This is a genomic window from Haloferax marinum (assembly GCF_009674625.1).
Taxonomy (GTDB): Archaea; Halobacteriota; Halobacteria; order Halobacteriales; family Haloferacaceae; genus Haloferax; species Haloferax marinum.
Genome location: NZ_WKJQ01000001.1, coordinates 881,863 through 904,372 on the forward strand (window position 1 = coordinate 881,863; position 22,510 = coordinate 904,372).

General features: G+C 62.4%; 25 protein-coding genes. 14 read left to right on the forward strand and 11 right to left on the reverse strand.

Annotation, left to right across the window (positions count from 1 at the left end; genetic code table 11):
- Positions 1 to 87 precede the first annotated feature (87 nt).
- Together GJR99_RS04485 and GJR99_RS04490 are read right to left on the reverse strand one after the other, a co-directional pair.
- Positions 88 to 381, reverse strand: a complete 294-nt coding sequence (locus GJR99_RS04485; RefSeq protein ID WP_151109690.1) for a DUF7521 family protein — start codon at positions 379 to 381, stop codon at positions 88 to 90.
- 1 nt (position 382) lies between these two features.
- Positions 383 to 757, reverse strand: coding sequence for a helix-turn-helix domain-containing protein (locus GJR99_RS04490; RefSeq protein WP_151109692.1), 375 nt, complete (start codon positions 755 to 757; stop codon positions 383 to 385).
- A gap of 202 nt (positions 758 to 959) precedes the next feature.
- On the opposite strand from GJR99_RS04490, the gene GJR99_RS04495 reads away from it, so the two are divergent.
- Positions 960 to 1,988: a succinylglutamate desuccinylase/aspartoacylase family protein gene (locus GJR99_RS04495; RefSeq protein ID WP_151109694.1), complete on the forward strand. Its 1,029-nt coding sequence runs from the start codon at positions 960 to 962 to the stop codon at positions 1,986 to 1,988.
- A 14-nt stretch (positions 1,989 to 2,002) separates the two neighbouring features.
- Here GJR99_RS04495 and GJR99_RS04500 read toward each other — a convergent pair whose 3' ends face one another.
- Positions 2,003 to 2,848 (reverse strand): aldo/keto reductase, encoded by an 846-nt coding sequence (locus tag GJR99_RS04500; RefSeq protein ID WP_151109696.1) that lies wholly within the window; start codon positions 2,846 to 2,848, stop codon positions 2,003 to 2,005.
- 104 nt (positions 2,849 to 2,952) lie between these two features.
- Here GJR99_RS04500 and GJR99_RS04505 point away from each other — a divergent pair, with 104 nt between their 5' ends.
- The 4 genes from GJR99_RS04505 to GJR99_RS04520 all read left to right on the forward strand — a co-directional run bounded on the left by GJR99_RS04505 (position 2,953) and on the right by GJR99_RS04520 (position 6,606).
- Complete coding sequence (locus tag GJR99_RS04505) at positions 2,953 to 3,639, forward strand: YqjF family protein (RefSeq protein WP_151109698.1); 687 nt, start codon at positions 2,953 to 2,955, stop codon at positions 3,637 to 3,639.
- Between the two features lie 75 nt (positions 3,640 to 3,714).
- Positions 3,715 to 4,161: a transporter gene (locus GJR99_RS04510; RefSeq protein ID WP_151109700.1), complete on the forward strand. Its 447-nt coding sequence runs from the start codon at positions 3,715 to 3,717 to the stop codon at positions 4,159 to 4,161.
- A 139-nt stretch (positions 4,162 to 4,300) separates the two neighbouring features.
- Complete coding sequence (locus GJR99_RS04515; protein ID WP_151109702.1) at positions 4,301 to 4,765, forward strand: PH domain-containing protein; 465 nt, start codon at positions 4,301 to 4,303, stop codon at positions 4,763 to 4,765.
- Positions 4,762 to 6,606: a PH domain-containing protein gene (locus GJR99_RS04520; RefSeq protein WP_151109704.1), complete on the forward strand. Its 1,845-nt coding sequence runs from the start codon at positions 4,762 to 4,764 to the stop codon at positions 6,604 to 6,606. Before GJR99_RS04515 ends, GJR99_RS04520 begins: the two co-directional genes overlap by 4 nt.
- On the opposite strand, the gene GJR99_RS04525 is transcribed toward GJR99_RS04520, so the two are convergent.
- On the reverse strand, positions 6,603 to 6,938 hold the full coding sequence (locus GJR99_RS04525) for a VOC family protein (RefSeq protein ID WP_151109706.1): 336 nt from the start codon (positions 6,936 to 6,938) through the stop codon (positions 6,603 to 6,605). The two genes, GJR99_RS04520 and GJR99_RS04525, sit on opposite strands and share 4 nt — an antisense overlap.
- Before the next feature lie 137 nt (positions 6,939 to 7,075).
- Between GJR99_RS04525 and GJR99_RS04530 the strand changes: the two genes are divergently transcribed.
- The 4 genes from GJR99_RS04530 (at position 7,076) to GJR99_RS04545 (ending at position 12,720) form a co-directional block, all read left to right on the forward strand.
- A complete protein-coding gene (locus tag GJR99_RS04530) occupies positions 7,076 to 7,558 on the forward strand; it encodes an Lrp/AsnC family transcriptional regulator (protein WP_151109708.1) in 483 nt (160 codons plus the stop codon).
- Positions 7,559 to 7,961: 403 nt separating this feature from the next.
- Positions 7,962 to 9,449 (forward strand): proton-conducting transporter transmembrane domain-containing protein, encoded by a 1,488-nt coding sequence (locus tag GJR99_RS04535; protein ID WP_151109710.1) that lies wholly within the window; start codon positions 7,962 to 7,964, stop codon positions 9,447 to 9,449.
- Positions 9,439 to 11,928, forward strand: a complete 2,490-nt coding sequence (locus GJR99_RS04540; protein WP_151109712.1) for a DUF2309 domain-containing protein — start codon at positions 9,439 to 9,441, stop codon at positions 11,926 to 11,928. Before GJR99_RS04535 ends, GJR99_RS04540 begins: the two co-directional genes overlap by 11 nt.
- Positions 11,929 to 12,024: 96 nt before the next feature.
- Entirely contained in the window at positions 12,025 to 12,720 is a 696-nt protein-coding gene (locus GJR99_RS04545; protein WP_151109714.1) for a carbonic anhydrase, read from the forward strand.
- 50 nt (positions 12,721 to 12,770) lie between these two features.
- Here GJR99_RS04545 and GJR99_RS04550 read toward each other — a convergent pair whose 3' ends face one another.
- A complete protein-coding gene (locus GJR99_RS04550; RefSeq protein WP_151109716.1) occupies positions 12,771 to 13,430 on the reverse strand; it encodes a bifunctional 4-hydroxy-2-oxoglutarate aldolase/2-dehydro-3-deoxy-phosphogluconate aldolase in 660 nt (219 codons plus the stop codon).
- A 168-nt stretch (positions 13,431 to 13,598) separates the two neighbouring features.
- Between GJR99_RS04550 and GJR99_RS04555 the strand changes: the two genes are divergently transcribed.
- Positions 13,599 to 14,627, forward strand: coding sequence for a S1C family serine protease (locus GJR99_RS04555; RefSeq protein WP_151109719.1), 1,029 nt, complete (start codon positions 13,599 to 13,601; stop codon positions 14,625 to 14,627).
- Between the two features lie 36 nt (positions 14,628 to 14,663).
- On the forward strand, positions 14,664 to 15,113 hold the full coding sequence (locus tag GJR99_RS04560; protein WP_225317597.1) for a hypothetical protein: 450 nt from the start codon (positions 14,664 to 14,666) through the stop codon (positions 15,111 to 15,113).
- Between the two features lie 5 nt (positions 15,114 to 15,118).
- On the opposite strand, the gene GJR99_RS04565 is transcribed toward GJR99_RS04560, so the two are convergent.
- From GJR99_RS04565 to GJR99_RS17565, 6 genes are all read right to left on the reverse strand, one after another.
- On the reverse strand, positions 15,119 to 15,550 hold the full coding sequence (locus GJR99_RS04565; protein WP_151109721.1) for a universal stress protein: 432 nt from the start codon (positions 15,548 to 15,550) through the stop codon (positions 15,119 to 15,121).
- 97 nt (positions 15,551 to 15,647) lie between these two features.
- A complete protein-coding gene (locus tag GJR99_RS04570; protein WP_151113844.1) occupies positions 15,648 to 15,866 on the reverse strand; it encodes a hypothetical protein in 219 nt (72 codons plus the stop codon).
- A gap of 203 nt (positions 15,867 to 16,069) precedes the next feature.
- Complete coding sequence (locus GJR99_RS04575) at positions 16,070 to 16,267, reverse strand: CbaC protein (protein WP_151109723.1); 198 nt, start codon at positions 16,265 to 16,267, stop codon at positions 16,070 to 16,072.
- Positions 16,268 to 16,316: 49 nt separating this feature from the next.
- Positions 16,317 to 18,083: a b(o/a)3-type cytochrome-c oxidase subunit 1 gene (locus GJR99_RS04580; RefSeq protein ID WP_151109725.1), complete on the reverse strand. Its 1,767-nt coding sequence runs from the start codon at positions 18,081 to 18,083 to the stop codon at positions 16,317 to 16,319.
- Complete coding sequence (locus GJR99_RS04585) at positions 18,083 to 18,616, reverse strand: cytochrome c oxidase subunit II (RefSeq protein WP_151109727.1); 534 nt, start codon at positions 18,614 to 18,616, stop codon at positions 18,083 to 18,085. The genes GJR99_RS04580 and GJR99_RS04585 overlap by 1 nt, the downstream gene beginning before the upstream one ends.
- 1 nt (position 18,617) lies before the next feature.
- Positions 18,618 to 18,794 carry a hypothetical protein gene (locus tag GJR99_RS17565; protein ID WP_228717006.1) on the reverse strand — a complete coding sequence of 59 codons (177 nt, stop codon included), beginning with the start codon at positions 18,792 to 18,794 and terminating at the stop codon, positions 18,618 to 18,620.
- Between the two features lie 213 nt (positions 18,795 to 19,007).
- Between GJR99_RS17565 and GJR99_RS04595 the strand changes: the two genes are divergently transcribed.
- Genes GJR99_RS04595 through GJR99_RS04605 form a run of 3 tightly spaced genes read left to right on the forward strand, consistent with a single transcriptional unit; the run spans position 19,008 to position 22,415 of the window.
- Positions 19,008 to 19,226: a hypothetical protein gene (locus GJR99_RS04595; protein ID WP_151109731.1), complete on the forward strand. Its 219-nt coding sequence runs from the start codon at positions 19,008 to 19,010 to the stop codon at positions 19,224 to 19,226.
- A gap of 1 nt (position 19,227) precedes the next feature.
- A complete protein-coding gene (locus tag GJR99_RS04600) occupies positions 19,228 to 20,022 on the forward strand; it encodes a sulfite exporter TauE/SafE family protein (RefSeq protein WP_151109733.1) in 795 nt (264 codons plus the stop codon).
- 2 nt (positions 20,023 to 20,024) lie between these two features.
- Positions 20,025 to 22,415: a heavy metal translocating P-type ATPase gene (locus GJR99_RS04605; protein WP_151109735.1), complete on the forward strand. Its 2,391-nt coding sequence runs from the start codon at positions 20,025 to 20,027 to the stop codon at positions 22,413 to 22,415.
- Positions 22,416 to 22,510: the final 95 nt, after the last annotated feature.

Below are 22,510 nucleotides of genomic sequence, written 5' to 3' on the forward strand. Positions count from 1 at the left end.
ACGAGGCAAAGTTCGACTGTCGGCACTCGTGTGGACAGCGTGCAGTGGACACGTCGCGCTCGAAAGAAGCCGTGGGGGGCGCGACAGTTACTCGACGTAGAGCGAGTAGGTGATGACCGCAAATCCGATGAGCGTCAACACGGCGTCGATGAGGACGCCCGTCGCGAGATTGATGTCGAGCAGTATGTCGAATGCACCCGCGAGGAGTGCGCCGAAGGTGACGATACCGAACCCGAGTGCCAACGCCCTGAGCGCCGGCGAACGAGTTCGCCTGTACGCTTTGAAGCTGAAGTAGGTGATGAGGCCGCCGAGCACGAGAATTCCCGTCTTGACGACGATGATGAACGTCGCCATCGTCGGCGATGCGTTGAGGTGTCCCATCTTACGTCTCCCTCCGGACCTGCGTCCAGATGTCTGCGATTCGTTCTTCGGGAGTCCGTTCGGGCCGCCCCACGGCCACGTCGAAGTCCCGTTCTTCGTTCAGGGCGATTCGTACTTCGTCGAACGCCACTTCGTAGGTGGTTGCGTGGTGACCATCGGCCCGAATCTGCGTCCCCTCTGCGAGGAGCGCCGCATCGGTGAGTAAGTCCAACTTTCGGTACGTCGTAGAAAGCGGGATGTCACACGTTTCAGATATTTCACTTGCCGTCATTGGTTCTTCGAGTCCTCTGATGATGGCTCGTGCGTCCGCGTCGTCGAGTGCGTCAAGCACTGCTGTTAGTTCGGCCGACTCCATCGCGGACCGGTCGCGTGCCATTACCGTGACACTCCGGCGAGAACCTTATTAACCCACCGGGTCGCTGCCACCTCCCGAGCGATTTTTCGTGCGTCGTCGTCTAAACCCTCTTAATTGAGGTCCTGTGGTCGCTGCGAGACGTGGGACAGTCCCACACTGGGGGTGTGTCACCGCGAGCCGTCGCCAGTCAATCTTCTTACGTGTCCCGAGCGATGGCGGGTACATGGAACCCCAACCGTTCCGGTATGACGCCGAAGTCGCACCGGGTGAGGTTCGGCACCTCCGCTACGAGATTAGCGAGACATATCTCGGCGACCCTGTCGAAATCCCCGTCACCATCATCAACGGGGCCCACGCCGGGCCATCGGTGTTCATGAACGCGGCGCTTCACGGCGACGAACTCAACGGTGTGAAGGTGATGCAGGAGGTTAGCAGTCGGTACGACCCCGCAGAGATACACGGGACACTCGTCTGTATTCACGTCGCGAACGTCCCCGGCTATCTGGCCCAACAGCGCTACATCCCGATCTACGACCTCGACCTCAATCGGTCGTTCCCTGGGCGCGACGGGGCTAACACCGCCGAGCGGATGGCTAACCAGATATACCGACACTTCGTCGAACCCTGTGACATCGGCATCGACTTCCACACCTCGACGCGCAACCGAACTACGATGTACCACGTGCGAGCGGACATGTCCCGGCCAGAAGTCGCTCGCCTAGCCCGCGCGTTCGGTGCGAATCTGATTCTCTCGGGCGAGGCCGAAGCGAACTCGCTCAGAACGGTCGCCACGAACGACGGCATCCCGACGATTACTGTCGAGATGGGTCGTGCCCACCGATTCCAACCAGCACTGGTGGAGCGCGCACTCGACGGTGTCGAGAGCGTCCTCGCGGAGTACGGCGTGCTTCCGGACGAGCCAGTCAGTTGGCCAGGGTGGACACGCATCATCGACTCTGCGATGGACAAGACGTGGTTACGCGCAGACGTCGGCGGACTCGTCGAGATGCAGTACGGCGAAGTGCCACTCGTCTACGAAGGCGACACCATCTGCACGATATCCGACCACTTCAAGACGAGAGAGACGCGCGTCGAAGCCCCCTTCACCGGCCTCGTCGTCGGCGTCCTCCAGAATCCGGTCGCCGCACCGGGGCATCCGCTGTGCCACCTCGTGAGCGTCGACGACGCGACGCTCCGCGAGATAGAACGCGAGATCGAAGCGGGAGAGTTCACCGAACGACCGTGGAGCTAACCTGACTCTCGCGGTTACTCTTCTAACCGAGTCACGTCTTCGTCGTCGAGTCCGATGTGGGAGGCCGCGACGTTGTCACGGAGGTGAGGGACGCTCGCCGTACCGGGAATGGGCAACATCACGTCGGAGCGGTCGAGCAACCACGCGATGGCGATTTGCTCTGGGGTCGCGTCGTGCTTCGTCGCCACAGCAGAGAGGGCGTCTTCTTTGTCTCCGAAGTCGCCGGCGCCGAGTGGGAACCACGGAATGAACCCGATTCCGTACCCTTCGCAGGCCTCCAACACCGCTTCCGACTCGCGGTTCGCGACGTTGTACTGGTTCTGGACGGTGGCGATATCGACGATTTCGCGTGCTTCGTCGAGTTTCTCGACCGAGACGTTCGAGAGGCCGACGTGTCGAATCAGCCCTTCGTCTTTCATCTCTGCCAGCGCGTGGACCGACTCTTCGAAGGGGACGTGTGGGTCGGGCCGGTGGAGTTGGTAGAGGTCGATGGTATCGACGCGGAGTCGGTCCAGACTCCCGAGGATGGCGTTTCGAAGGTAGTCTGGGTCACCGTTCGGTTTCCAATCGCCGTCCGAGTTGCGGAGAAGGCCTCCTTTCGTCGCCACGACGAGTTCGTCTGGGTAGGGTGCGAGTGCCTCACCGATGAGTCGCTCCGAGACGGCGGGTCCGTAGGAGTCTGCCGTGTCGATGAAGTCGATTCCGTGCGCGAGAGATTCGTGGAGGACCTTCTTCGCGTTCGCCACGTCGTCGGGTTCACCGATGATGTCTGCGCCCGTGAGACGCATCGCACCAAACCCGAGTCTGTGGACTGTCAACTCGCCGCCGATGTCGAACGTACCGCTCGCATTCTCGACCATGTGTATCTGATAGACGGCCAACACAGTGGGCGTTTCGGCGGTTGGACCCAGGTTCGGTCGTCAGCCGCCGAAATCGACTCCTCTCGTCGGCACGTATAGTAGCTATGGATCTCCTGTCGATGCGCTGGCGACACACGTTGTTCGCACACTGGCGCGTGGACCCAGATATCGTCCAAGCGCACCTTCCGGACCGACTCTCCGTCGCGACGTACGACGGTGACGCGTGGGTCGGCGTCGTCTCGTTCGACATGGTGGATATCCGACCACGCGGTTCACCGATTGGCCTGTCGTTTCCCGAAGTGAACCTGCGAACCTACGTCGAACCACGCTTCGGTGGCGAACGGGGCGTCTACTTCTTCACCCTCGACGCCGCGGACCGCCTCGGCGTCACGTCGGCCAGAGTTGGCTACCGACTCCCCTACCACCACGCGACGATGTCCGTCCGAGAACGAGACGGCGATATCGAGTTCCAGAGTTACCGCCCTGCGTCGCGGGACGTGCCAGCGGCACACTTCGACGCGACGTATCGCCCACTCGGCGACCCACGTCCTCCCAAACCGGGGTCGCTCACCGAGTTCCTCGTGGAGAACTACCGATTTTACACCGACGAGTGGCCCATCGTCATCGGCGTCATCGACCACGACCCCTGGCCGATACAGAACGTCGACGCCGAGATACGGGCGAATACGATGTTCGAGGCGTGTGGCTTCGACCACCCCGACGGCGACCCACTCGTCCACTACGCCCACGACGTGATGGTGACCGCAGAACAACCAGCGCTTCTGCACTGACGTTCGTCTCTACGCACCCGACGCGTCCCGAGGAGAAGGTGAAACCTTCAAGCCCCACTGAACGAAGGCGGAAACATGGCACTCATCGACACAGTCATGGCAACGGTCCACTTGCTCGTCGGCGGACTCTGGACGGGGAGCGTCCTCTTCTTCGCACTCGCCGTCCTTCCGACGGCCCGTTCCGGCGAAATTCGCGCCGGTGCGTTCGAATCGATTATCTCTCGTCTCACGATGGGGTCCCGTGTCGCAGCACTGCTCATGTTCGTCACCGGTGGTCACCTCGCCGGAACGCGCTACACCGTCGGGTCGCTGTTCGGGTCGGGCCGCGGTCACCTCGTTCTCACGATGCTGGTCCTCTGGTTGGGCCTGACCGCTCTCGTCGAAGTCGGGCAGAGTCGGGCGAAAGACGGCCTCGCACAGAAGAAGGTCCGGACACCGGCGGAGAACGCCGCGCCGTTCTACCTCGGTGCAGCACTCGTCGCCGTCTTGCTCCTCCTCGATGCGGGACTGCTCCTGAACTGAGCACCGGGCGGTTTTTCTCCGACACGCTGTCGAGTGACACCGGCAGGATTCGATAGCGTCAGTCGATTCGGCCACAGATATTTATCTACTGCCGGCCCACCCTGAACTATAGTATGTTCACGTCCACGGAGGGAGACCAGTGAATCGTCTCCACCCTCGGATTCGTCTTCTCTGGGTCGCGCGAGCAGTCATCTTCGCCCTTCTCGTCGGCGGCGTGGCAGCGGCGGGCGTGTTGTTTACACCGCTTCCGATACCCACACTCGCCCCAGTGGCGATTAGCTTCGTCTTACTCGTCGTCGGCGTCCCCTACGCCCTGCTCCGCTACCGAGCGTGGGGGTACGAGATTCGAGACGACTCGCTGTATCTCCAGCGCGGCGTCCTCACGAAAGTCTACACTGTCGTCCCTTACGTCCGCGTCCAGCACGTCGACTCGGCCCGTGGACCGCTCGAACGACTCGCCGGTCTCGCCTCGACCATCGTCTACACGGCCGGGTCGCGCGGTGCCGACGTTTCGATACCCGGACTCACCCCCGACGGTGCGGAGGACCTTCAGGACCGACTGAAACGCCTCGCCATCCGTGCCGAGGGCGACGACGCGGTATGACGCACCTCTCGCCTCTCTCGGTTCCGTACCGGGCGGCACAGCGCAGCGTCAGCATCGCCTTCGCGCTCGTGTTCCTCGCGTTTTCCGGCGGGACCGCATTCGGTGGGATTCTCGGCGGCCTCGGCGCAGTTGCACTCGTCGGGTTCGCCGTCCTCGCCATCGCAGGCTACGAGTTCGCCTACTACGAGCGATTCGAATACGAACTCACCGAAGACACGCTCGACATTCGGTCTGGCGTCTTCTCACGACGGAATCGGGAGATTCCCTACCGACGCATCCAGAACGTCGATATCTCTCGGAACGTCGCCCAGCGACTGTTCGGACTGGCCGCCGTCGACTTCGAGACCGCCGGTGGAGGCGGGACCGAAGGCAGTCTCCGATTCGTCACCTACGAGGAGGCCCAACGTATCCAGAAAGCGGTCGCCCGACTGAAGCGCGGCGACACGTCACCCGACGCGCCAGAACCGGACCGAGAGCTCCTCTTCGAACTGACGCCACGTGAACTCGGTATCGTCGGTGCGCTCTCGTTCGACCTTCGCCTCCCCGGCATCGTGTTTCTCTTCGCGACGAGTATCCTCCCAATCGTCGCCTCCTTCGTCGACGTTCCCATCCCCACTCGAGGGATGGCCGCTGGTATCGTCGGCGTGGTCGTCCTGGCCTTCTTCGTCGCAGTCGCCTCGTGGGCCGCAGGATTCGCGACTGCCGTGGTGAACTACTACGGGTTCCGCCTGACTCGCGTCGGTGACGAACTCCAGTACGAACGTGGCCTCATCCAGCATTACACCGGGTCGATTCCCATCGACAAACTCCAGACACTCACTATCGAAGACAACCCGCTGAAGCGCCGATTCGGCTATGCGACGCTCCTCGTCGAGACGGCAGGGTACGCCCCCGGTGCAGAGAACGCGGGCGGTTCGAATCGGTCACGTCGCGGGTCCGAAGCGGCGATTCCACTCGCCAGTCGTGACCGCGTTCGCGCACTCGTCGAAGAGATAGAAGGCGTCTCTGAACCGACGTTCGAACGGCCACCGTCACGAATCCGCCGGCGCTACGTCATCCGGTATCTACTCGCTGTCGGCGGTATCGTGGGTGGGCTCTACGGGTTGAACGTCGTCTTCGGCGGCGTCCCGTGGTACATCCCACTGGGGTTGATTCCCGTCGCCGCCGTGGCCGGTGTCTATCAGTACCGACACCGTGGCCGAGCACTCACCGAGGACCACTTCGTCACGCGAAACGGCTTCTGGAAGCGTGAGACTCGCTTCGTGCCGTACTACCGCATCCAGACGGCCATCGAAGCGCGAACGATATTCCAGCGACGCTGGCGCGTCTCGACAGTGACTGCCGACACCGCTGGGAGTCTCTCTATCGTCGGTGGCGACGCCGCAGCAGTCGATATCGAAGCATACGACGCCGCCAGTCTCCGCGACGAGTTGGACGACAGACTCCGCGACGCACTCGCCGAACGCCGCGAGGAACGCCGACGCGAACGGCAGGCCACACTCGGTATCGAGATTGCCGAAGCCGAGGGAGACCGAGACGAAACGACCGCAGAAGCCGTCATAACTGGTGACGACGGCCGAATCGTGGATGGACTCGTGGACGAAGCAGAACCGGACACCGAATCCGAACCCGACGCTGAACCAGAACCCGACGCTGAACCAGAACCAGACTCCGAAAACAGCGCCGACCGCGATGCTGAAGACAGCGCCGACCGCGATGCCAGCGACGTCGACGCCGACGAATCCGGGGAATCGAACGACGAAGTCGCCGAGTCGAGCCAGTTCATCTGGGGAGCGTCGGTCACAGACGAACGTGACGACGACGCAGACGACGAGCGTTAGTCGAGAAACACCTGAAACTCGGCGGCCCGGCCGTCCGGGTCGTCGGCGAAGAACTGGTAGATTCCGTAGGTGTCGTTTTCGTGCGGGCTGTCACGAGCAACGTCGACGAGCGCGTCGTACATCTCGTCGACGTCGAGTTTCGACTCGGAGACGAACGTGAGAATCCCGCAGTCGTCGGTGTGGTCTCGGTCACAGAACCCGAATCGAAAGCCACCGAAATCGAGGATGGTGCAGTCGACCTGTTCGAGCCACACCTCGGCGCCGACACGGTCGGTGTAGAACTCCACGACTGCGTCGTGCTGTTCTGTCGCGAAGAAGACGATTCCAGACATACGTCTGCTGCGACGTTAGCGGTCAAAGTCGTTGCGGGGAGAGATTTTTGCAGAAGCGACGCAGAGACCGGTACAGACAATCGGTGACCGGCCTGGGAGAGCAAAATATCTTTCTCTCGCCCTCGAGACGTACGGATATGGTTGGCCACGACATCGACGATGTCGACCGCGCGATTCTCCACGCCCTGCAGGAAGACGCGCGAAATCTGACGTCGGGGGACATCGCAGAGCGGTCCGGGACGTCCGACAGCACCGTTCGAAAGCGCATCAAGCGCCTCGAAGAACAGAAGGTTATCAAGGGGTACCACGCCGCTATCGACTACCAGCAGTCGGGATACCCGTTCAAGATGCTCTTGTTTTGTACCGCACCGATTCCCAAACGAGGAGCGATGATACAAGACGTGTTGTCTATCGACGGTGTGGTCTCCGTGCAGGAACTCGTCACTGGCGAGAAGAACCTCCTCGTCACGGTGGTCGGCAAGAACGACGACGACGTCACACCCGTCGCACAGGAACTGCTCGAACTCGGCCTCACCGTCGCCGACGAGGTGCTCGTACGAACTCACGAGACGACACCGTTCGGCGGATTTACGAACGAACGGTCCGACGAGACCGAGTGATTCGCCCGCGACGTCACGGCAAACACCGCTGTCTTTTCACACCGCTGTAAACGACACCGAACGATTCGTTCAGTGAAGAATGCCACTCGAACAGAGTGTGCACAGAATGGGGCATGGGCGATAGATGGGGCCGCTATCGACGATGGAGTGCCGGCTGATACGGCAATCACAGAGGGTACAGTGAGCACCCGGTGAGCTGGGCAGCCAATACGAGAGCCCACCGCTGTCTGTTACATGGCAACACAGGCCATAATGTTCTTTCATAGGCCATTAAGGGAACAGAATGTTCGAATAGAAGGATTTAATAATTATTTCGTTCGTAATATGGGCAAGACGAGGACAGTCAGTGACGGGCCGCTCACGGCGAGGGGTAACCGCACGGACTGCCGACAGTTCACGAACGATGACAGACGAAACGACAGTACCTCGGGTCGGACCGCTTCCGAAGACGACGGCGGAGACGCCACGGCTTCCGATTGCTCTCACGCGAGTCGTGTGGCTCCTGTGGGCAGTGAGCCTCGTCTTGGCCGGGGCCCGACTGTCGAGCGACCAGAGCTGGTCGTTGTTCGGTCTGTTCTCGGTCGACGGGCTGACCGTCGTGATGTGGGTCGTCGCGACGTTCTTCAGTGGAATCGTCCACAGTTACTCGCGGCGCTACATGGCCGGAGACAGTGCGCTCAACAGGTTCTTCGGCAACGTGTTCGCGTTCACGCTCGTCGTGATGGCGCTCGTCGCAGCAGATTCGCTCGTCGTGTTCGCGGCACTGTGGCTGGCGATGGGACTGGTGATGGCCAATCTCATCGGCCACGTCGACTCCTGGAGACACGCACACTCGGCCGCTTCACACGCTCGCCGCTCTTTCGCGGGAGGTAGTGTGTTGCTCGCCATCTCCTTCGCGACGTTGTGGTGGGAGACCGGCGCAACGACGATTTCTGGCGTCGCGACGGCGGAAGTCACGACCTCAGGGACCGTCCTGTTCGCGGTGGCGGCGCTCCTACTGGCGGCGATGATTCAGTCAGCATTGCTCCCGTTCCACACGTGGCTGCTGTCGTCGATGACCGCGCCGACGCCCGCGTCGGCACTGATGCACGCCGGGTTCGTCAACGCAGGTGGAATCTTGTTACTCCGGTTCGCTCCGGTCGTCACTGTCGACGGTGTCTTCATGCTGGCAATCGTGCTCGTGGGCGCGACGAGTGCTCTCCTCGGAAAGCTCCTCAAGACCGTCCAGACCGACGTCAAGAGTCAACTCGGCTGTTCGACCATCGGGCAGATGGGGTTCATGTTCATGCAGGCAGGACTCGGCTTCTTTGGTGCTGCCATCACCCACCTCGTCTTGCACGGCTTCTACAAAGCGTACCAGTTCCTCTCCTCGGGGAGTAACGTAGAACAGAAAGCACCCGGTGAAAAGAGCGACGTGGCTCCGTCCATGGGGGTTTCCGGTGTCGCAGTGACTGCGTTGACCGCACTCGCAGGTGGTGTCCTGTTCGCCCTCGTCACCGGGAAGGGTCTGGCGTTCGATACCGGACTGCTACTCGCGGGGCTCGTCGTGTTGACTACGATGCACGCCGCCCGCGAGACGATTCGCCACACTGCGCTGCCCCGAGCCCTTCGCTACGGGGGCGTTCCGCTGGTGTTCCTGCCAGCAATCGCGGTGTACGCGTCGGTGTACAACCTCATCGAGCACGCGTTAGTCGGGGTTCCACTCGTCACGGTCCCGGCCGAACTGACGCCCGTTCACCTCGCCGTCGCCGCCGCGTTCGTCCTCGCGTACATCACCATCGAGAGCGGGGTCTACCGTCGCAGCACTCGCTTGTACGTGACACTCGCAAACGCGACGCGCCCCACGTCTGGAACCATCGTGACGAACAGAGAGGAGTACAATGAACACTAACGAGACGATTCACGACACCATCGAACAGGCTGCAACGACCGTCGGGTCGGTCTGGCCGCTTCACTCTTTCGTGACGGCTAACCCACTCAGTGGCTTCGAAGACCACTCGTTCCACGAGGCCGTCCAGCAGGCCGAACGCCTGTTCGGCGGCCGCGGCTATCCGAGTGCTGACGTGTTTCGCGCAGCGCTCGACACGGGTCAAATCGACCCAGAGACGCTTCGGAGCGAACTGCGTGCACACGGGTACGACGCGGAACCATCGGACCTCTTGGCGCGCATGGAGGCCGACGAAGACCCGGCCACCGAAGACGACGAGTCGAGTCCGCACGACGTGGTCGATGCGTACCTGACGAAGTGGCTCGCCGCCTTCCTCGACGAGGGCCAGGCGTCGTGGGCGATGCCGAACCGTGACCGCGGATTCTACGCCGCGTTCCGTTCTGTGGCACGCCACGACCGCTCGCTCCCGGACCGGAACGCAGTTGCGGAACTTCCAGACGACCCGACCGAGGCAATCGAACAGGTCGTCTCGACGTATCCACGGGACCAGTTGGCTGACCTCTTCGAGTTCCACCTCGGGAGGCTTCCAGGGTGGACCGGTTTCATCAAACAGCGGGCCGCCAGTGGCGGGGCCTGGCAAGCGACGTACCCCATCACACTCACGGAGTATCTGGCCGTTCGGTTAGTTCTCACAGACATCCTCGATGCCCCGCCCGACCCGCCGACGTCCGCAGCGGAATCGACACGTACCGAACGTGACCCAGAAGACGACGACGATGTCCCGCTCCCGGAACTCTGGTTGAACGCGTGGGAGGCTACGTATCGTACTCAACTCGTCGAGTCGATTACCGAACAGCGCCAGTCGACGGCCGCGGCCGGAGACGGTGAGAAAGCGGTCGTTCTCGAAGACGGCGGCCGTCCAGACGCACAACTCGTCTTCTGTATCGACACGCGCTCGGAGGTCATCCGACGCCACGTCGAGGACACGGGTGCCTACGAGACCTACGGCTACGCGGGATTCTTCGGCATCCCGATGCGCTACGAAGCCTACGACTCCGGAGTCACGATAGACGCCTGCCCACCGATTCTCGAGGCACAACACTACGTCACCGAAGACCCGGTCGATGGGTGTGACCACGAACACGGACGCTTCGACACGTGGGCGAACAGTACCCGCGCCGCCGCGAACGTCCTCAAGTCACTCAAATCGAACGCTGCGACCGTGTTCAGTTTCGTCGAGAGTGCTGGAAGTGGATACGGGGTCGCACTCGCCGCACGGACCCTCTTTCCGGCGCGTGTGTACGACTTCCTCAGCGCGACCTCCGAGCGAATCCCGTCGAATGCAGACTTCTGCGAACCGGCACTCGACTACGACGGTGACGCCGACGGAGACCTGCCACGCGGACTGTCTACCGCAGAGAAAGTCGAGTACGCCGCCACCGCGTTCGAACTCATGGGGTGGGACGAATTCGCGCGCGTCGTCGCGTTCGTCGGCCACGCCAGTCAGACCGCGAACAACCCGTTCGAGTCCAGCCTGGACTGTGGTGCCTGTGCCGGTAACGCCGGCGGCCCGAGCGCTCGCGTCCTCGCGGCCATCTGCAACGACGACGAGGTCAAGACCGAACTCCGTGAGCAGGGATTCGACATCCCATCGGACACCGTCTTCGTCGCTGGCGAACACAACACGACGACGGACGAAGTGACGCTCTTTACCGGGTCTGTCCCGGAGAGCCACGAGTCCGACGTCGAACGACTTCGCTCCGACCTCGAAACCGCCCGCGCCGGTGCGGCCGCAGAGCGGACCGAACCGATGAGTGTGTCGTCGCCAGCGACTCGCGAGACCGAACGCCGGGCCACAGACTGGGCTGAGACGCGCCCCGAGTGGGGACTCGCGGGTAACGCAGGATTCGTCGTCGGCCCCCGTTCACTCACGCAGGGACTCGACCTCGACGGTCGGTCGTTCCTCCACTCGTACGACTGGCGGCACGACGACTCGGGTGAGGCGCTGGCGGCCATCCTGAGCGGCCCGATGGTCGTCACCCAGTGGATAAATATGCAGTACTACTTTTCGACCGTGGACAACGCAGTCTACGGAAGCGGGTCGAAGATTACCCACAACCCGGTCGGAAACGTCGGCGTCTACCAGGGCAACGGCGGCGACCTGATGACGGGACTGCCGCTCCAGTCGGTCAAAGCGGCCGACGACGACCCGTATCACCAACCGCTGCGCCTCTCGGTAGTGGTTCACGCCCCGGTCGAACGTGTGACCACGATCCTCGAAGAGAACCCCGACGTCACAGAACTGCTTGACAACGGTTGGCTCTCGCTGACCGTCGTCGACCCGACGCAGAACGAGACGTCGTTCGAGTACGACGGGAACCCGACGTGGGTGGGCGACGGAGCAGACGACAGTCACGACGCAGTCGAGGAGCCGAATACAGCAGAGAAGACGGTCACGCCGCCGATGGCGGCCGACGACTGACTCGGCGGCTATGGTCTCTCTGTCGGGAGCGATGCCCAACGGTGAATCTTCGTTCCTTCCCTGGTATTTACCTCTGTTGCGCGATAGTACACCGCAATGGCGAATTCGGTACTGGAGTCGCTCTTGACTGGAAACGCACACTACGTCGAACACCTCGACGCGGACCACTTCGAAGGAGTCCGAGACGTGCAGGAACCGCCAGTCGTCACCGTCGGCTGTTCTGACTCTCGTGTCCCAGTCGAAGCACTCTGGTGTTCCGACAAAGCGGGAACTCTCTTCAAATCGGTCAACATCGCCAATCAGGCGTGGACCACCGTCGATGGCTCACTCGTCGTCAACGATGTCGTCGGCTATGCGGTCGCCGAACTCGGCGTCTCGGACATCGTCGTCCTCGGTCACACGGGGTGCGGTGGGCTCTCGTCGGCCTACGAATCCGTCGTCGGTGACGGTGACAAAGACTTCCCGGTGGCCGTCGAAGAAGCCGTCTCGCGCCTCGTTCCGCTAGTCGAAGAAGCACGTGAACTGGGACTGTTCGACGAAGAGACACCGACGGCCGACGCAGTCAACCGACTCGTCGAGTACGCCGTCGTCCGGCAGGTAGAGTTCCTCACCGAGAGCGACGAAGTCCCCGAATCGACCGACTGCTGGGGATTCGTCTACGACTTCCAGCACGCCTACGGCGACGACGACGGCGCGGCCTACCTCGTCGCCGCAAATGGAGATTCAGACCCCGAACGCGTCGCCGAGTGGGTTCCGGACGAGTTCGAGGGGCGTGTCAAGTCGATACGCTGAACGACCGACTCGGTGAACGACTGACTCGCTGCGCAGTCGAGTCGAGAACGTCAGTTCTCGCGTGCGTCGTCGATAATCTGTGAGAACTCGCGGGCCGTCTCGGTGATGGCTTCGAAGTCGCCGTTAGCGATTGCGTCGCCGTCCATGAGCGCACCGCCGGCACCGACGACGACAGCGCCTGCGTCGATGTAGTCAGCGGCGTTGTCGAGTCCGACGCCGCCGGTCGGCATCATCGGAATCTGTGGGAGTGGACCCTTCATGCTCTTGAGGTGGCCCGGTCCGAGCGACGACGCGGGGAAGACTTTCACGAGGTCAGCACCCGCCGAATAGGCGTCGACGGCCTCTGTCGGCGTCATGATACCTGGGGCGACGAGCGTCCCGTATCGGTTACACGTCTCGACGACGCCCTCGTCGAAGTTCGGGCCGACGACGAACTCCGCTCCGGCCTGAATCGCCGCCGTCGCCGTCGGAGCGTCGAGAACCGTTCCCGCGCCGACGATCGCTTCGTCGTCCGAAAACGACGCCGACACCTCGCTGATGAGGTCCATCGCGTTCGGATTGTCGGCCGTAATCTCGTACGCGGTGACGCCGCCTTCTTTCAGCGCGTCTGCGACGTCGATGATAGTGTCGGCGTCTGCGCCGCGCATCACCGCGACGACGCCGCTGTCGGCTATTCGCTGCATGTCCTCGTGTACGTCGAGTGCGACCATCGTTGTCTCGACATTTACTACAGAAGTTAATAAATTGGGGGCTCCCCCGACGGTTCGTCCGCAGAATCTCCTTGTCGACTGTCATCACGCGACACGCTCAAATCGTCTCGGCACTAACCCGAGGTAAGCGACGGCCGACCGCGTGTGCTGTCCGACCGCCGCACTATCATGTCCATCCACTCCGATTTCGAAGGACTGTACCGCGACGTCATCCCCTCGGTCGTCTCCGTCTACGTCGGCGGCCGTCGTCGCATCGGCGGGGCCGGGAGCGCGTTCGTCTACGACGACCAGCACCTCGTGACGAACGAACACGTCTCTCGGCTCGCAGACGAGACGAAGTCGAACCGCGTCGAACTCCGGTTCGCCGACGGGTCGTGGCGCGTCGGCGAGGTCGTCGGTTCAGACGTGTACACCGACCTCGCCGTCGTCGCCGTCGACGACTTACCAGCAGACGCCGCCGCACTCCGACTGGCGACCGAAAATCCGTCACCCGGACGGCCCGTCGCCGCACTCGGGAATCCACTCGGTCTCGAAGGCTCCATCTCCGCCGGTATCGTCTCCGGCGCGAACCGGTCGCTCCCCACCTCCAACGGATTCGCCATCCCTGACGTCGTCCAGACGGACGCGCCTATCAACCCTGGGAACTCGGGCGGCCCACTCGTGGGATTCAGCGTCGGGGGCGACGGTGACCCGACGTACGAAGTCGTCGGCGTCAACCGTGCGAAACAGGGAGACAACATCGGGTTCGCCGTCTCACCGCTGATCGCCAACCGCATCCTTCCGGACCTCGTCACCGACGGCTACTATCGCCACTCGTACCTCCGGGCACGCACCCTCGACGTGACACCCTCCGTCGCCGAGGCGAACGGCCTCGACACACCACGTGGCGTCCTCGTCGTCGGGTCGGCCGCCGGTGAGTCAGGTGCCGAAATCCTGCGTGGGTGCGCCGAGAAGACGCGCCTTCGTGGCTGGGAGATTCCCGTCGGCGGCGACGTTATCGTCGCCATCGAAGGCAACGAAGTCCGAGCACACGAGGAGTTGATGCGCTATCTCATCACGGAAACCCGACCCGGTGAACCGGTGGCAATCGACGTTCTCCGCGACGGAGACCCGATGACACTCGTCGTCGAACTCGACGAACGCCCGACCGTGGACAAAGACGGCCGCGACGGTGGGAGTCAAATCCCCATCGAATGAGTACTGTTTTGACACTACTTGCCCAATAGGTTCGCTGTGTCTTCTCCACCAGACGACTCGACAGGTGGTGGTTCCACCGACGACGTAGACGACGGTTCGACTGCCACAGCAGACAATGGGCAACGTGAACGCCCATCTGTCGCGACGCTTTTCGACGAGATTTCGCCGTTACGACTCGCTATCGGCGTCGTGTTCGTCGCGTTCGTCGTCTTCGCGGTCGTCTCGGGGTGGATATCTGCCACGTCCCCCGACATCGTCGGTGTCGCGCTGCTCTGTGTCGTCTTTCTCTCCGGTGGGTTCGTCCCGTTCAACACGACGGTGGCGTACTACATCACTCAATCAGCGGCGTTCATGCTCTGGGGAGTGTCGCGACTGCTGTTCGCCGGCTTCGACGTCGTTCCGCTGTTACTCGGGGGATTCGGCGCGATCGGCCTCGTCTTCTACGGTCAGCGGGCGCTCAGAGACGGAGTGTTCGCGGAGGCCTGAGACGGTCACTCCCGAACCGTCATCACGGGAGCGTCGGCGAGACGAACGACTCGTTCAGTGGTGCTCCCCAAGATAGCGTGTTCGAGGCCAGAGCGGCCGTGTGTCGCCATCACGACGAGGTCGATGCCGAGTTCGTCGATTGCGTCGAGTATCTCACGGTGAGGAACACCGATTCGAACGGTCGTATGGCACGTGACGTCGTCGGCGGCGGCGAGCGTCGCGATTTCTTCGACTGCCACCTCTGCGGCGTCTCGGAGACTGGCCTGGACTCGTTCGACTGGGATATCGGCGGCAGTCCACAGACCGAGGTCACTCGAGTCGATAACCGATAACACGTGGAGTTCCGCCCCGTACGCGGTCGCGATGTCGATACCACGGCGGGCGGCAGCGAGCGAACGGGCGCTGCCGTCGGTGGGAACGAGGACAGACGAATACATGTCACTCTATTGGTGTTCGAACGCTATGGCTTTTCCGCGGCCACAGCTACTGGTGACCGATATCGTCGGCAGAATGGAAGCAACGAACGGGTCGGTTTCAGACGCGAGTGCGTGGTTTCGGAACGGCCTTCCGCACTGCTGCGGCGGACGCGACGAGGAGTCCACCGAACAGGATGGAGACGAATAGCTCAGGGGCGACGGTCAGACCGGGGACGTCACCAACTGTGCTAACGAGTGCGTATCCGGCAACGACCGTGAGGACGATGCCGATGACGACTGCAAGGCCGATTCCCGCTTTCATCAGGTCGATTTTCATGCTCACCCCATCATACACCCTGAGATTCCATATATAGGCAGAATCGTTCCCAGAGACCGGGAAAATTCTGGGCTTCTGCCTCAATTTAGAGCCATTTCATAAGGGACGAGAGGGCCACGACGAGGCGTCTGCGTCGCAACGTCGTGTGAAAAAAGTGGTCGTCGAGCGGTCCGAAACAGCGATGTGTCGCCTTCTCGAGTCGGCTACGGCGACACCGAGTTATCCTTCTCGCCGTACAGTCCGTACAGGACGAACATGAGGCCGAGGAACAGGAACTCGATGATAGCCACCGCAATCAACGGCAGTTCGATGTTGAAGAACCCCGCCACCGTCCGGAGCTCGATGGCTATCGGGACGCTGATGGCGATGATGATGAGCGACGTCGCCTTGGTGAGTCTCATGCGACCACCTCCAGAACTTCGTTCTGGCGTAATTGCATTCGCCGGTGGCTCATGCAATCACCCCCACGAGCGTGTTGACAGCACCAGTCAGGGCCGTCGTCGCGAGGTCGAGACCCGCCGAGATGGTGGCCGGAACGGGGAGGCCACCACCGAAGAGGCCACCACCGTTCTGGATGATTGCGGCCACGGGCAACGTGTACGCGAGGATGACGAGGAGCACCGCGATACCGGTCCACATCGTCAGGTTGTCGAGGATGCGCGGACTGCCTTCGGCACCCGAAAGCGGTGCGGGGAGATACTCGTCGACCGGTCGGTCAGACTCCTCACCGAGTGAGGTCAGGAGCATGTTGAACAGGAACAGCACCACCGACAGGAACAACAGCGTCCCGCCGAGGGCAATCTGCACGCGAAGTTCGAAGATGCTCCCGATTGGCGTCACGAAGTCGAAGTTCTGGTACTGTGGTTCTGCAGTGCGGCGTGGGATACCGGCGAGACCAGCACGGTGCATCGCGTTGGACATGAAGACCATCCCGATGAACCACATGGTGACCTGCAGAAGGCCGATCGGTCGGCTGTAGAGTTTCGTTCCGGTAAGCTGGGGAACGAGCCAGTACGACCCTGCCATCATCGTCAGTGCGACGGCAGTCCCGACGGTCAGGTGGAAGTGACCGGGAACCCACAGCGTGTTGTGGATGAGGTAGTTGATGTTCATCCCGGCGTTGATCATGCCGGAGAATCCGCCGGCAGCGAACAGGATGCCCGCAAAGGCCATGCCGGTGAACGCAGGGTCACGCCACGGGAGTGCGCCGAGCCACCGGAAGTAGCCTTCGCCGCCGCGCTGTCGTGCACCGTGTTCCATACTGGCGACGGCGGTGAACGCCGTGAGCAACGACGGCAAGAGCAGGAACATCGTGTTCGTCATCGCGATGAACTTGAAGCCCTCTGCGATACCTGGGTCGAGGTACTGGTGGTGAATCCCGACCGGGGTCGAAAGCAGGAGGAACAACAGGAACACGACGCGTGCGAGCGGGTCACTGAACAGGCGTCCGCCCGAGAGTTTCGGAAGGATGGTGTACCACATCATGTACGCTGGCATCAGCCAGAAGTACACGATGGGGTGTGCAAAGTACCAGAACAGCGTTCTGGTGAGAAGCGGATTGACGCTCGGAATCAGTCCGAGCGACCACGGGATGAGGAAGAACACCACCGACACGGCGACGCCGATGGTAGCGATGTACCACATGATCATGGTCGTCAGAACCATGAACGTCTGCAACGGGATGCGTTCGCCCTCGTGGTCCTTGCGCCACACGCGGTACGAGAGGAACCAGTCGGCGCCTGCGAGCCACGTTGCGACGATGAACATCGCCAGCCCGATGTAGAAAATCGGGTGGGCTTGCAGCGGTGCGTAGAAGGTGAACAGCACGTCTGCACTGATTCCGAGGTTCGGGACGAGCCCACCGAGAATCGCAATCGCGGCGAGCGCCGAACCCGTCGTCATCAAGCCGAACCACGCCCACGAGAACAGTTTGCTCTCGGCGGGACGGTCTAGACTCCGTGCGATTGCCCAGTGGAAGAACCCACAGAGGAAGAAGATGGTGAACACGATCGCCAAGAGGACGCCGTGGCCGGTCAGCATCGTGTAGTAGTCCGCGGAGTCGATGACGCGAACGATGTTCGTCCGGTGGAGCGTCTGGACGAGTCCGAAGAACGCGCCGATTCCGAGAGCGACGAACGCGACGAGGAAATTCGCCTTGACGACGGCCGCCTCGTCGGGGAACCTATCGACGAACGTTCGTTGAGACGCAGTCGCCATCAGTTCTCTTCCTCCTGTTGCTGCTGTTCGTACCAACTATCGAATTCACTCTGTTCCATAACGACGAGTTTGCCTTCCATGACGTGGTGGCCTGAGCCACAGTATTCGTTACAAAGCAGCCCGTACTCACCGGGTTCGTCGAACTCGACGGTGAACTCGGCTACCTGGCCAGGAATGGCCATCGTGTTTGCGTTCGTGCCGACGACTTCGAACCCGTGGATGACGTCCGCCGCAGTCACGTGGAACGTGACCGTACTCCCTTCGGGGACGCGGATGGGTTGGGTGGTGCCGGGCTCGAAGACGAACTGACGGGTGACGACGTAGACGTCGTACTGGTTCTCGCCAGTCTTCTCGATACCGGGGTCACCGAACTTCGGATGGTCGTCGAGCGTCGTTGGGTCGACGGTTCCACCCTTGTCGTCTATCATGTCGATACCTGCGCCTGCGGCACCGTACGTGATGGTGCCGATGAACCCAACGATGAGAACGAGCGCGAGTGCGAGCCAAAGTTTCTCGTATGCGTGAATTTCCATCTTAGCCCACCACCGTCAAGCCCCGCCCGAGGAACTCGATGAAGTACATGAACACCCACATCGAGAGTAGGATAACCATGTAGATGAGAACGAGCACGAGCGTTCCGACCGGGTCGAAATCGTCGTGGTCGATTTGGCGGACGATACCGTCGTCGGCCGTCCCGACGATAGAATCCACAGGTGGCTCTGAAGAACTATTTTGAGTCGCCGCATCAGCCGGTACGCCTCCCGAGCCATCTGCCCGTAAGGCAGGGGACGCGGCGCTCCCCTCTGCTGTCGAATCAACGGCCATACACCCTCTTGAGAAAGAACGCCCCTTCAAAGGGACAGGCAATTCTCACCCAGTTAGAATAGGCGAAATCCGAAACAGGGTACTCGCGTATCGACTGATATGGAACTGACTCCGCGCCGTGCTGGAACGGTCGCACTCCTTGCACTCTTACCAGTTATCGTCTTTGGAGCCACGAAAAATCCCCTCGCGGGCGTCGTGACCGCAATCAACGTCCTGCTCATCTCGACCATCATCTACCTGCTCATGAGTCCGACCGAGGGTGGACACGACCACAACCACGACTCGGACCACGACGCAGACCAGGAACACGCCGTCTAAGATGGACGGCGGGGCCACACCGCCCGTACTCCCGGCAAATCCGCCAGAAGCGGTGGCGTTTGTCGTCGTCGGCCTTCTCGCCGGGGCACACTGTCTCGGGATGTGCGGACCACTCGTGAGTGTGTACGCCGAGCGACTGAGCGACCGTGCTGGAACCGATTCGCTCACACTGTATCACGTTCGACAGCACGCGCTGTTCAACGTCGGGCGAGCGCTGAGTTACGCCGCTATCGGTGCGGTGTTCGCACTCGTCGGTGGCCTGTTCTTCGGCGCGTTCGACTCGCTTGCGGCTATCGGAAGCGGTGTCCGTGCGACGACCGGTCTCGTCGTCGGGACGGTGATTATCCTCACAGGAGTTGGCTATCTCGTCGGTCGGTCGGCGGCGATAGACCGACTCACTCCAAAGCCAGTGACGCGCGTGTTCAGGCACGTGAGCGGGTGGGCGACCGCTCGCGTCGACCGACTCGTCGGCGGGCCGCGAATCCTCGGACTGGGGGCGATACACGGACTCCTCCCGTGTCCCATCATCTACCCTGCGTACTTGTACGCGTTCGCCACCGGTGACCCGATTCGGTCGGCCGCATTGCTCGCGTTGCTCGGCCTCGGAACGATTCCGACGCTGTTCCTCTACGGAACCCTCCTCGGACAGGTGTCCCCGCGGCGACGTGCGACGCTCCACCGGGCACTCGGCGCGGCGTTCCTCGTCCTCGGATACATCCCGCTGTCACACGGGTTGATGCTGTTGGGCGTCTCGGTCCCACATATTCACGTACCCTTCTACCAACCCTTCGGGTGAGCATGGCGACGAAAACACGGTCGCGCGGCGAAGATGGCGGCGACGCCAGCGGATGCGACCTCTGCGGCCTCCCGACGCCGACACCACCCGTGACGGGAGACGACGTGAGTGGGGAGTTCTGCTGTCGCGGGTGTCTCGAAATCACTCGGACACTCGGTGACGCAGCGAGCGCCGACCCCGAGACGGTCGAACGCGAACTCGCGGGCGAAGAAGAGTCGGCCCCGGAGAGTGCCGAACGAACCTACATGGCCGTCGATGGGATGCACTGTGCCACTTGCGAGGCGTTCGTCTCTGGCACGGCCCGCCGCTGTGAGGGCGTCTACGCCGCAGACGCGAGTTACGCCAACGACATGGTTCGCGTGACCTACGACCCGGAGTCGGCCAACCTCGACGACCTCTCGGGGACGCTCGCTCGCTACGGATACGGAACACGTGACCCGACCGAACGTGAGGCCGCAGACCGGTCGGACAATCAGGTCGTGCGGTTCCTCATCGGCGGCGGCGTCTTCGGGATGATGGTGATGCTGTGGTACGTCCTGTTTCTGTACCCCACCTACGTCGGATTCTCGCCGGTCGTCGAACTCGGGTCGTTCGACAGCGTGTACATCCTCGGGAACATCTGGGTGATGACGTCTGTCGTCCTCTTTTACACCGGGTTTCCCATCCTTCGCGGGGCACTCGTCAGCCTCCGGGCCGGCCAACCGAACATGGACCTCTTGGTCTCGCTGGCGGCGTCGAGCGCGTACGTCTACTCGACTGCCGCCGTCCTCGTCGGTGAGACGCACGTCTACTTCGACGTGACTGTCGCCATCGTACTCGTCGTGACGCTCGGCAACTACTACGAAGACCGAATCAAGCGAAAGGCGGCCGGGATGCTCTCTGAACTCGCCGCATCGCGTGTCTCCGAGGCCCGCCGTCGAACCTCCGAGGGCGTCGAGACGGTCGCCGTCGATGCCCTCGAACCGGGTGACGTCGTCGAGGTCCGACCGGGAGAACGCGTCCCTGTCGATGGGACAGTCCGAGAAGGGACCGCGGCAGTGGACGAAGCACTCGTCACCGGCGAGTCGATGCCGCGGACGAAACGCCCCGGCGACGACGTCCTCGGCGGCACCGTCGTCACCGACCGACCGCTCGTCGTCGAAGTCGGCGAAGACGCGACGAGTACGCTCGACAGGTTGGTCGAACTCCTCTGGGACATCCAGAGCGCCCGCTCCGGCGTCCAACGACTGGCCGACAAACTGGCGATGATTTTCGTCCCAACCGTGCTCGTCCTCGCGGCACTCGCGTTCGGGTGGACGCTCCTGCGCGGCGAGTCCGCGACGGCCGCACTCCTCGTCGGACTCACCGTCCTCATCGTCTCGTGCCCGTGCGCGCTCGGCCTCGCCACGCCGCTTGCCGTCGCGTCGGGTATCAAAGAAGCCGCGAGTCGGGGAATCGTCGTCGCGTCCGAAGCCGTCTTCGAGGCAGTTCCGGACGTCGACGTCGTCGTCTTCGACAAGACGGGCACACTGACGGACGGCGACATGGCCGTCCTCCGGGTCGATGGCGACGACGACGCGCTTCGCACTGCCGCCGCACTCGAACGCTTTTCGGCACACCCACTGGCGTCGGCAATCGTCGCTGCCGCCGACGAATCCGGTGTCGCGGTTCCGGAAATCGCTGCTGACGACGCCCTCGTTCACGACCGAGGCGTCACCGGAACCGTCGACGGCGACCGAGTCGTGGTCGGCCATCCGTCACTCCTCCGCGACGAAGGAGTCGTCCTCGACACCGACACCGAATCCGCAATCGACGCCGCCCGAGACGAGGGCGCGGTTCCGGTCGCCGTCGGGCGAGGCGACCGGGTTCAGGCAGTTCTCGTCGTCGGTGACGAACCGCGCGACGCCTGGAACGACGTCGTCGCCGCCGTCGCCGCCGACGGTAGACGAGACGTGGTCGTCCTCACGGGCGACTCCGAACGCGCGGCGCGACGCTTCCGTGACCACCCGGACGTGACAGACGTGTTCGCGGGCGTCCCACCGGAAGCAAAAGCCGAGACAGTCGAACGGCTCCGAAGTCGTGGCACTGTGGCGATGGTCGGTGACGGGAGCAACGACGCGCCCGCACTCGCCGCCGCAGACATCGGTATCGCACTCGGAACGGGGACGGACATCGCAGGCGACGCCGCTGACGCGGTACTCGTCGGCCGCGACATCGACGCGATTCCAGCGGTGTTCTCCCTGTCTGCGGGCGTCAACCGACGCATTCGCGGCAATCTGACGTGGGCGTTCGGATACAACGTCGTCGCCATCCCGCTGGCAGCACTGGGAGTACTCAACCCGCTTTTCGCCGCCATCGCGATGGGGACGTCGAGTCTGCTCGTCGTCGCCAACTCGGCTCGGTCACTGGATTGACCACTGATGACTCGAACACTCGTTCGAACCACGTCGCGTATCCACAGTGCTTCTGCCGGGAGCGGACGAATCAAGTTGCTTCGCTTCGTCGTCGG

What these genes read in the sequence shown, in the direction of transcription:
- GJR99_RS04530 (WP_151109708.1), top strand. Translation starts at nt 7,076, where the DNA reads ATGGTTGGCCACGACATCGACGATGTCGACCGCGCGATTCTCCACGCC.
- GJR99_RS04550 (WP_151109716.1), bottom strand. Translation starts at nt 13,430, where the DNA reads ATGGTCGCACTCGACGTACACGAGGACATGCAGCGAATAGCCGACAGC.
- GJR99_RS04570 (WP_151113844.1), bottom strand. Translation starts at nt 15,866, where the DNA reads ATGAAAATCGACCTGATGAAAGCGGGAATCGGCCTTGCAGTCGTCATC.
- GJR99_RS04575 (WP_151109723.1), bottom strand. Translation starts at nt 16,267, where the DNA reads ATGAGACTCACCAAGGCGACGTCGCTCATCATCATCGCCATCAGCGTC.
- GJR99_RS04500 (WP_151109696.1), bottom strand. Translation starts at nt 2,848, where the DNA reads ATGGTCGAGAATGCGAGCGGTACGTTCGACATCGGCGGCGAGTTGACA.
- GJR99_RS04540 (WP_151109712.1), top strand. Translation starts at nt 9,439, where the DNA reads ATGAACACTAACGAGACGATTCACGACACCATCGAACAGGCTGCAACG.
- GJR99_RS04535 (WP_151109710.1), top strand. Translation starts at nt 7,962, where the DNA reads ATGACAGACGAAACGACAGTACCTCGGGTCGGACCGCTTCCGAAGACG.
- GJR99_RS04525 (WP_151109706.1), bottom strand. Translation starts at nt 6,938, where the DNA reads ATGTCTGGAATCGTCTTCTTCGCGACAGAACAGCACGACGCAGTCGTG.
- GJR99_RS04485 (WP_151109690.1), bottom strand. Translation starts at nt 381, where the DNA reads ATGGGACACCTCAACGCATCGCCGACGATGGCGACGTTCATCATCGTC.
- GJR99_RS04495 (WP_151109694.1), top strand. Translation starts at nt 960, where the DNA reads ATGGAACCCCAACCGTTCCGGTATGACGCCGAAGTCGCACCGGGTGAG.
- GJR99_RS04605 (WP_151109735.1), top strand. Translation starts at nt 20,025, where the DNA reads ATGGCGACGAAAACACGGTCGCGCGGCGAAGATGGCGGCGACGCCAGC.
- GJR99_RS04510 (WP_151109700.1), top strand. Translation starts at nt 3,715, where the DNA reads ATGGCACTCATCGACACAGTCATGGCAACGGTCCACTTGCTCGTCGGC.
- GJR99_RS04595 (WP_151109731.1), top strand. Translation starts at nt 19,008, where the DNA reads ATGGAACTGACTCCGCGCCGTGCTGGAACGGTCGCACTCCTTGCACTC.
- GJR99_RS04490 (WP_151109692.1), bottom strand. Translation starts at nt 757, where the DNA reads ATGGCACGCGACCGGTCCGCGATGGAGTCGGCCGAACTAACAGCAGTG.
- GJR99_RS04505 (WP_151109698.1), top strand. Translation starts at nt 2,953, where the DNA reads ATGGATCTCCTGTCGATGCGCTGGCGACACACGTTGTTCGCACACTGG.
- GJR99_RS04580 (WP_151109725.1), bottom strand. Translation starts at nt 18,083, where the DNA reads ATGGCGACTGCGTCTCAACGAACGTTCGTCGATAGGTTCCCCGACGAG.
- GJR99_RS04555 (WP_151109719.1), top strand. Translation starts at nt 13,599, where the DNA reads ATGTCCATCCACTCCGATTTCGAAGGACTGTACCGCGACGTCATCCCC.
- GJR99_RS04600 (WP_151109733.1), top strand. Translation starts at nt 19,228, where the DNA reads ATGGACGGCGGGGCCACACCGCCCGTACTCCCGGCAAATCCGCCAGAA.
- GJR99_RS04520 (WP_151109704.1), top strand. Translation starts at nt 4,762, where the DNA reads ATGACGCACCTCTCGCCTCTCTCGGTTCCGTACCGGGCGGCACAGCGC.
- GJR99_RS04545 (WP_151109714.1), top strand. Translation starts at nt 12,025, where the DNA reads ATGGCGAATTCGGTACTGGAGTCGCTCTTGACTGGAAACGCACACTAC.
- GJR99_RS04585 (WP_151109727.1), bottom strand. Translation starts at nt 18,616, where the DNA reads ATGGAAATTCACGCATACGAGAAACTTTGGCTCGCACTCGCGCTCGTT.
- GJR99_RS04565 (WP_151109721.1), bottom strand. Translation starts at nt 15,550, where the DNA reads ATGTATTCGTCTGTCCTCGTTCCCACCGACGGCAGCGCCCGTTCGCTC.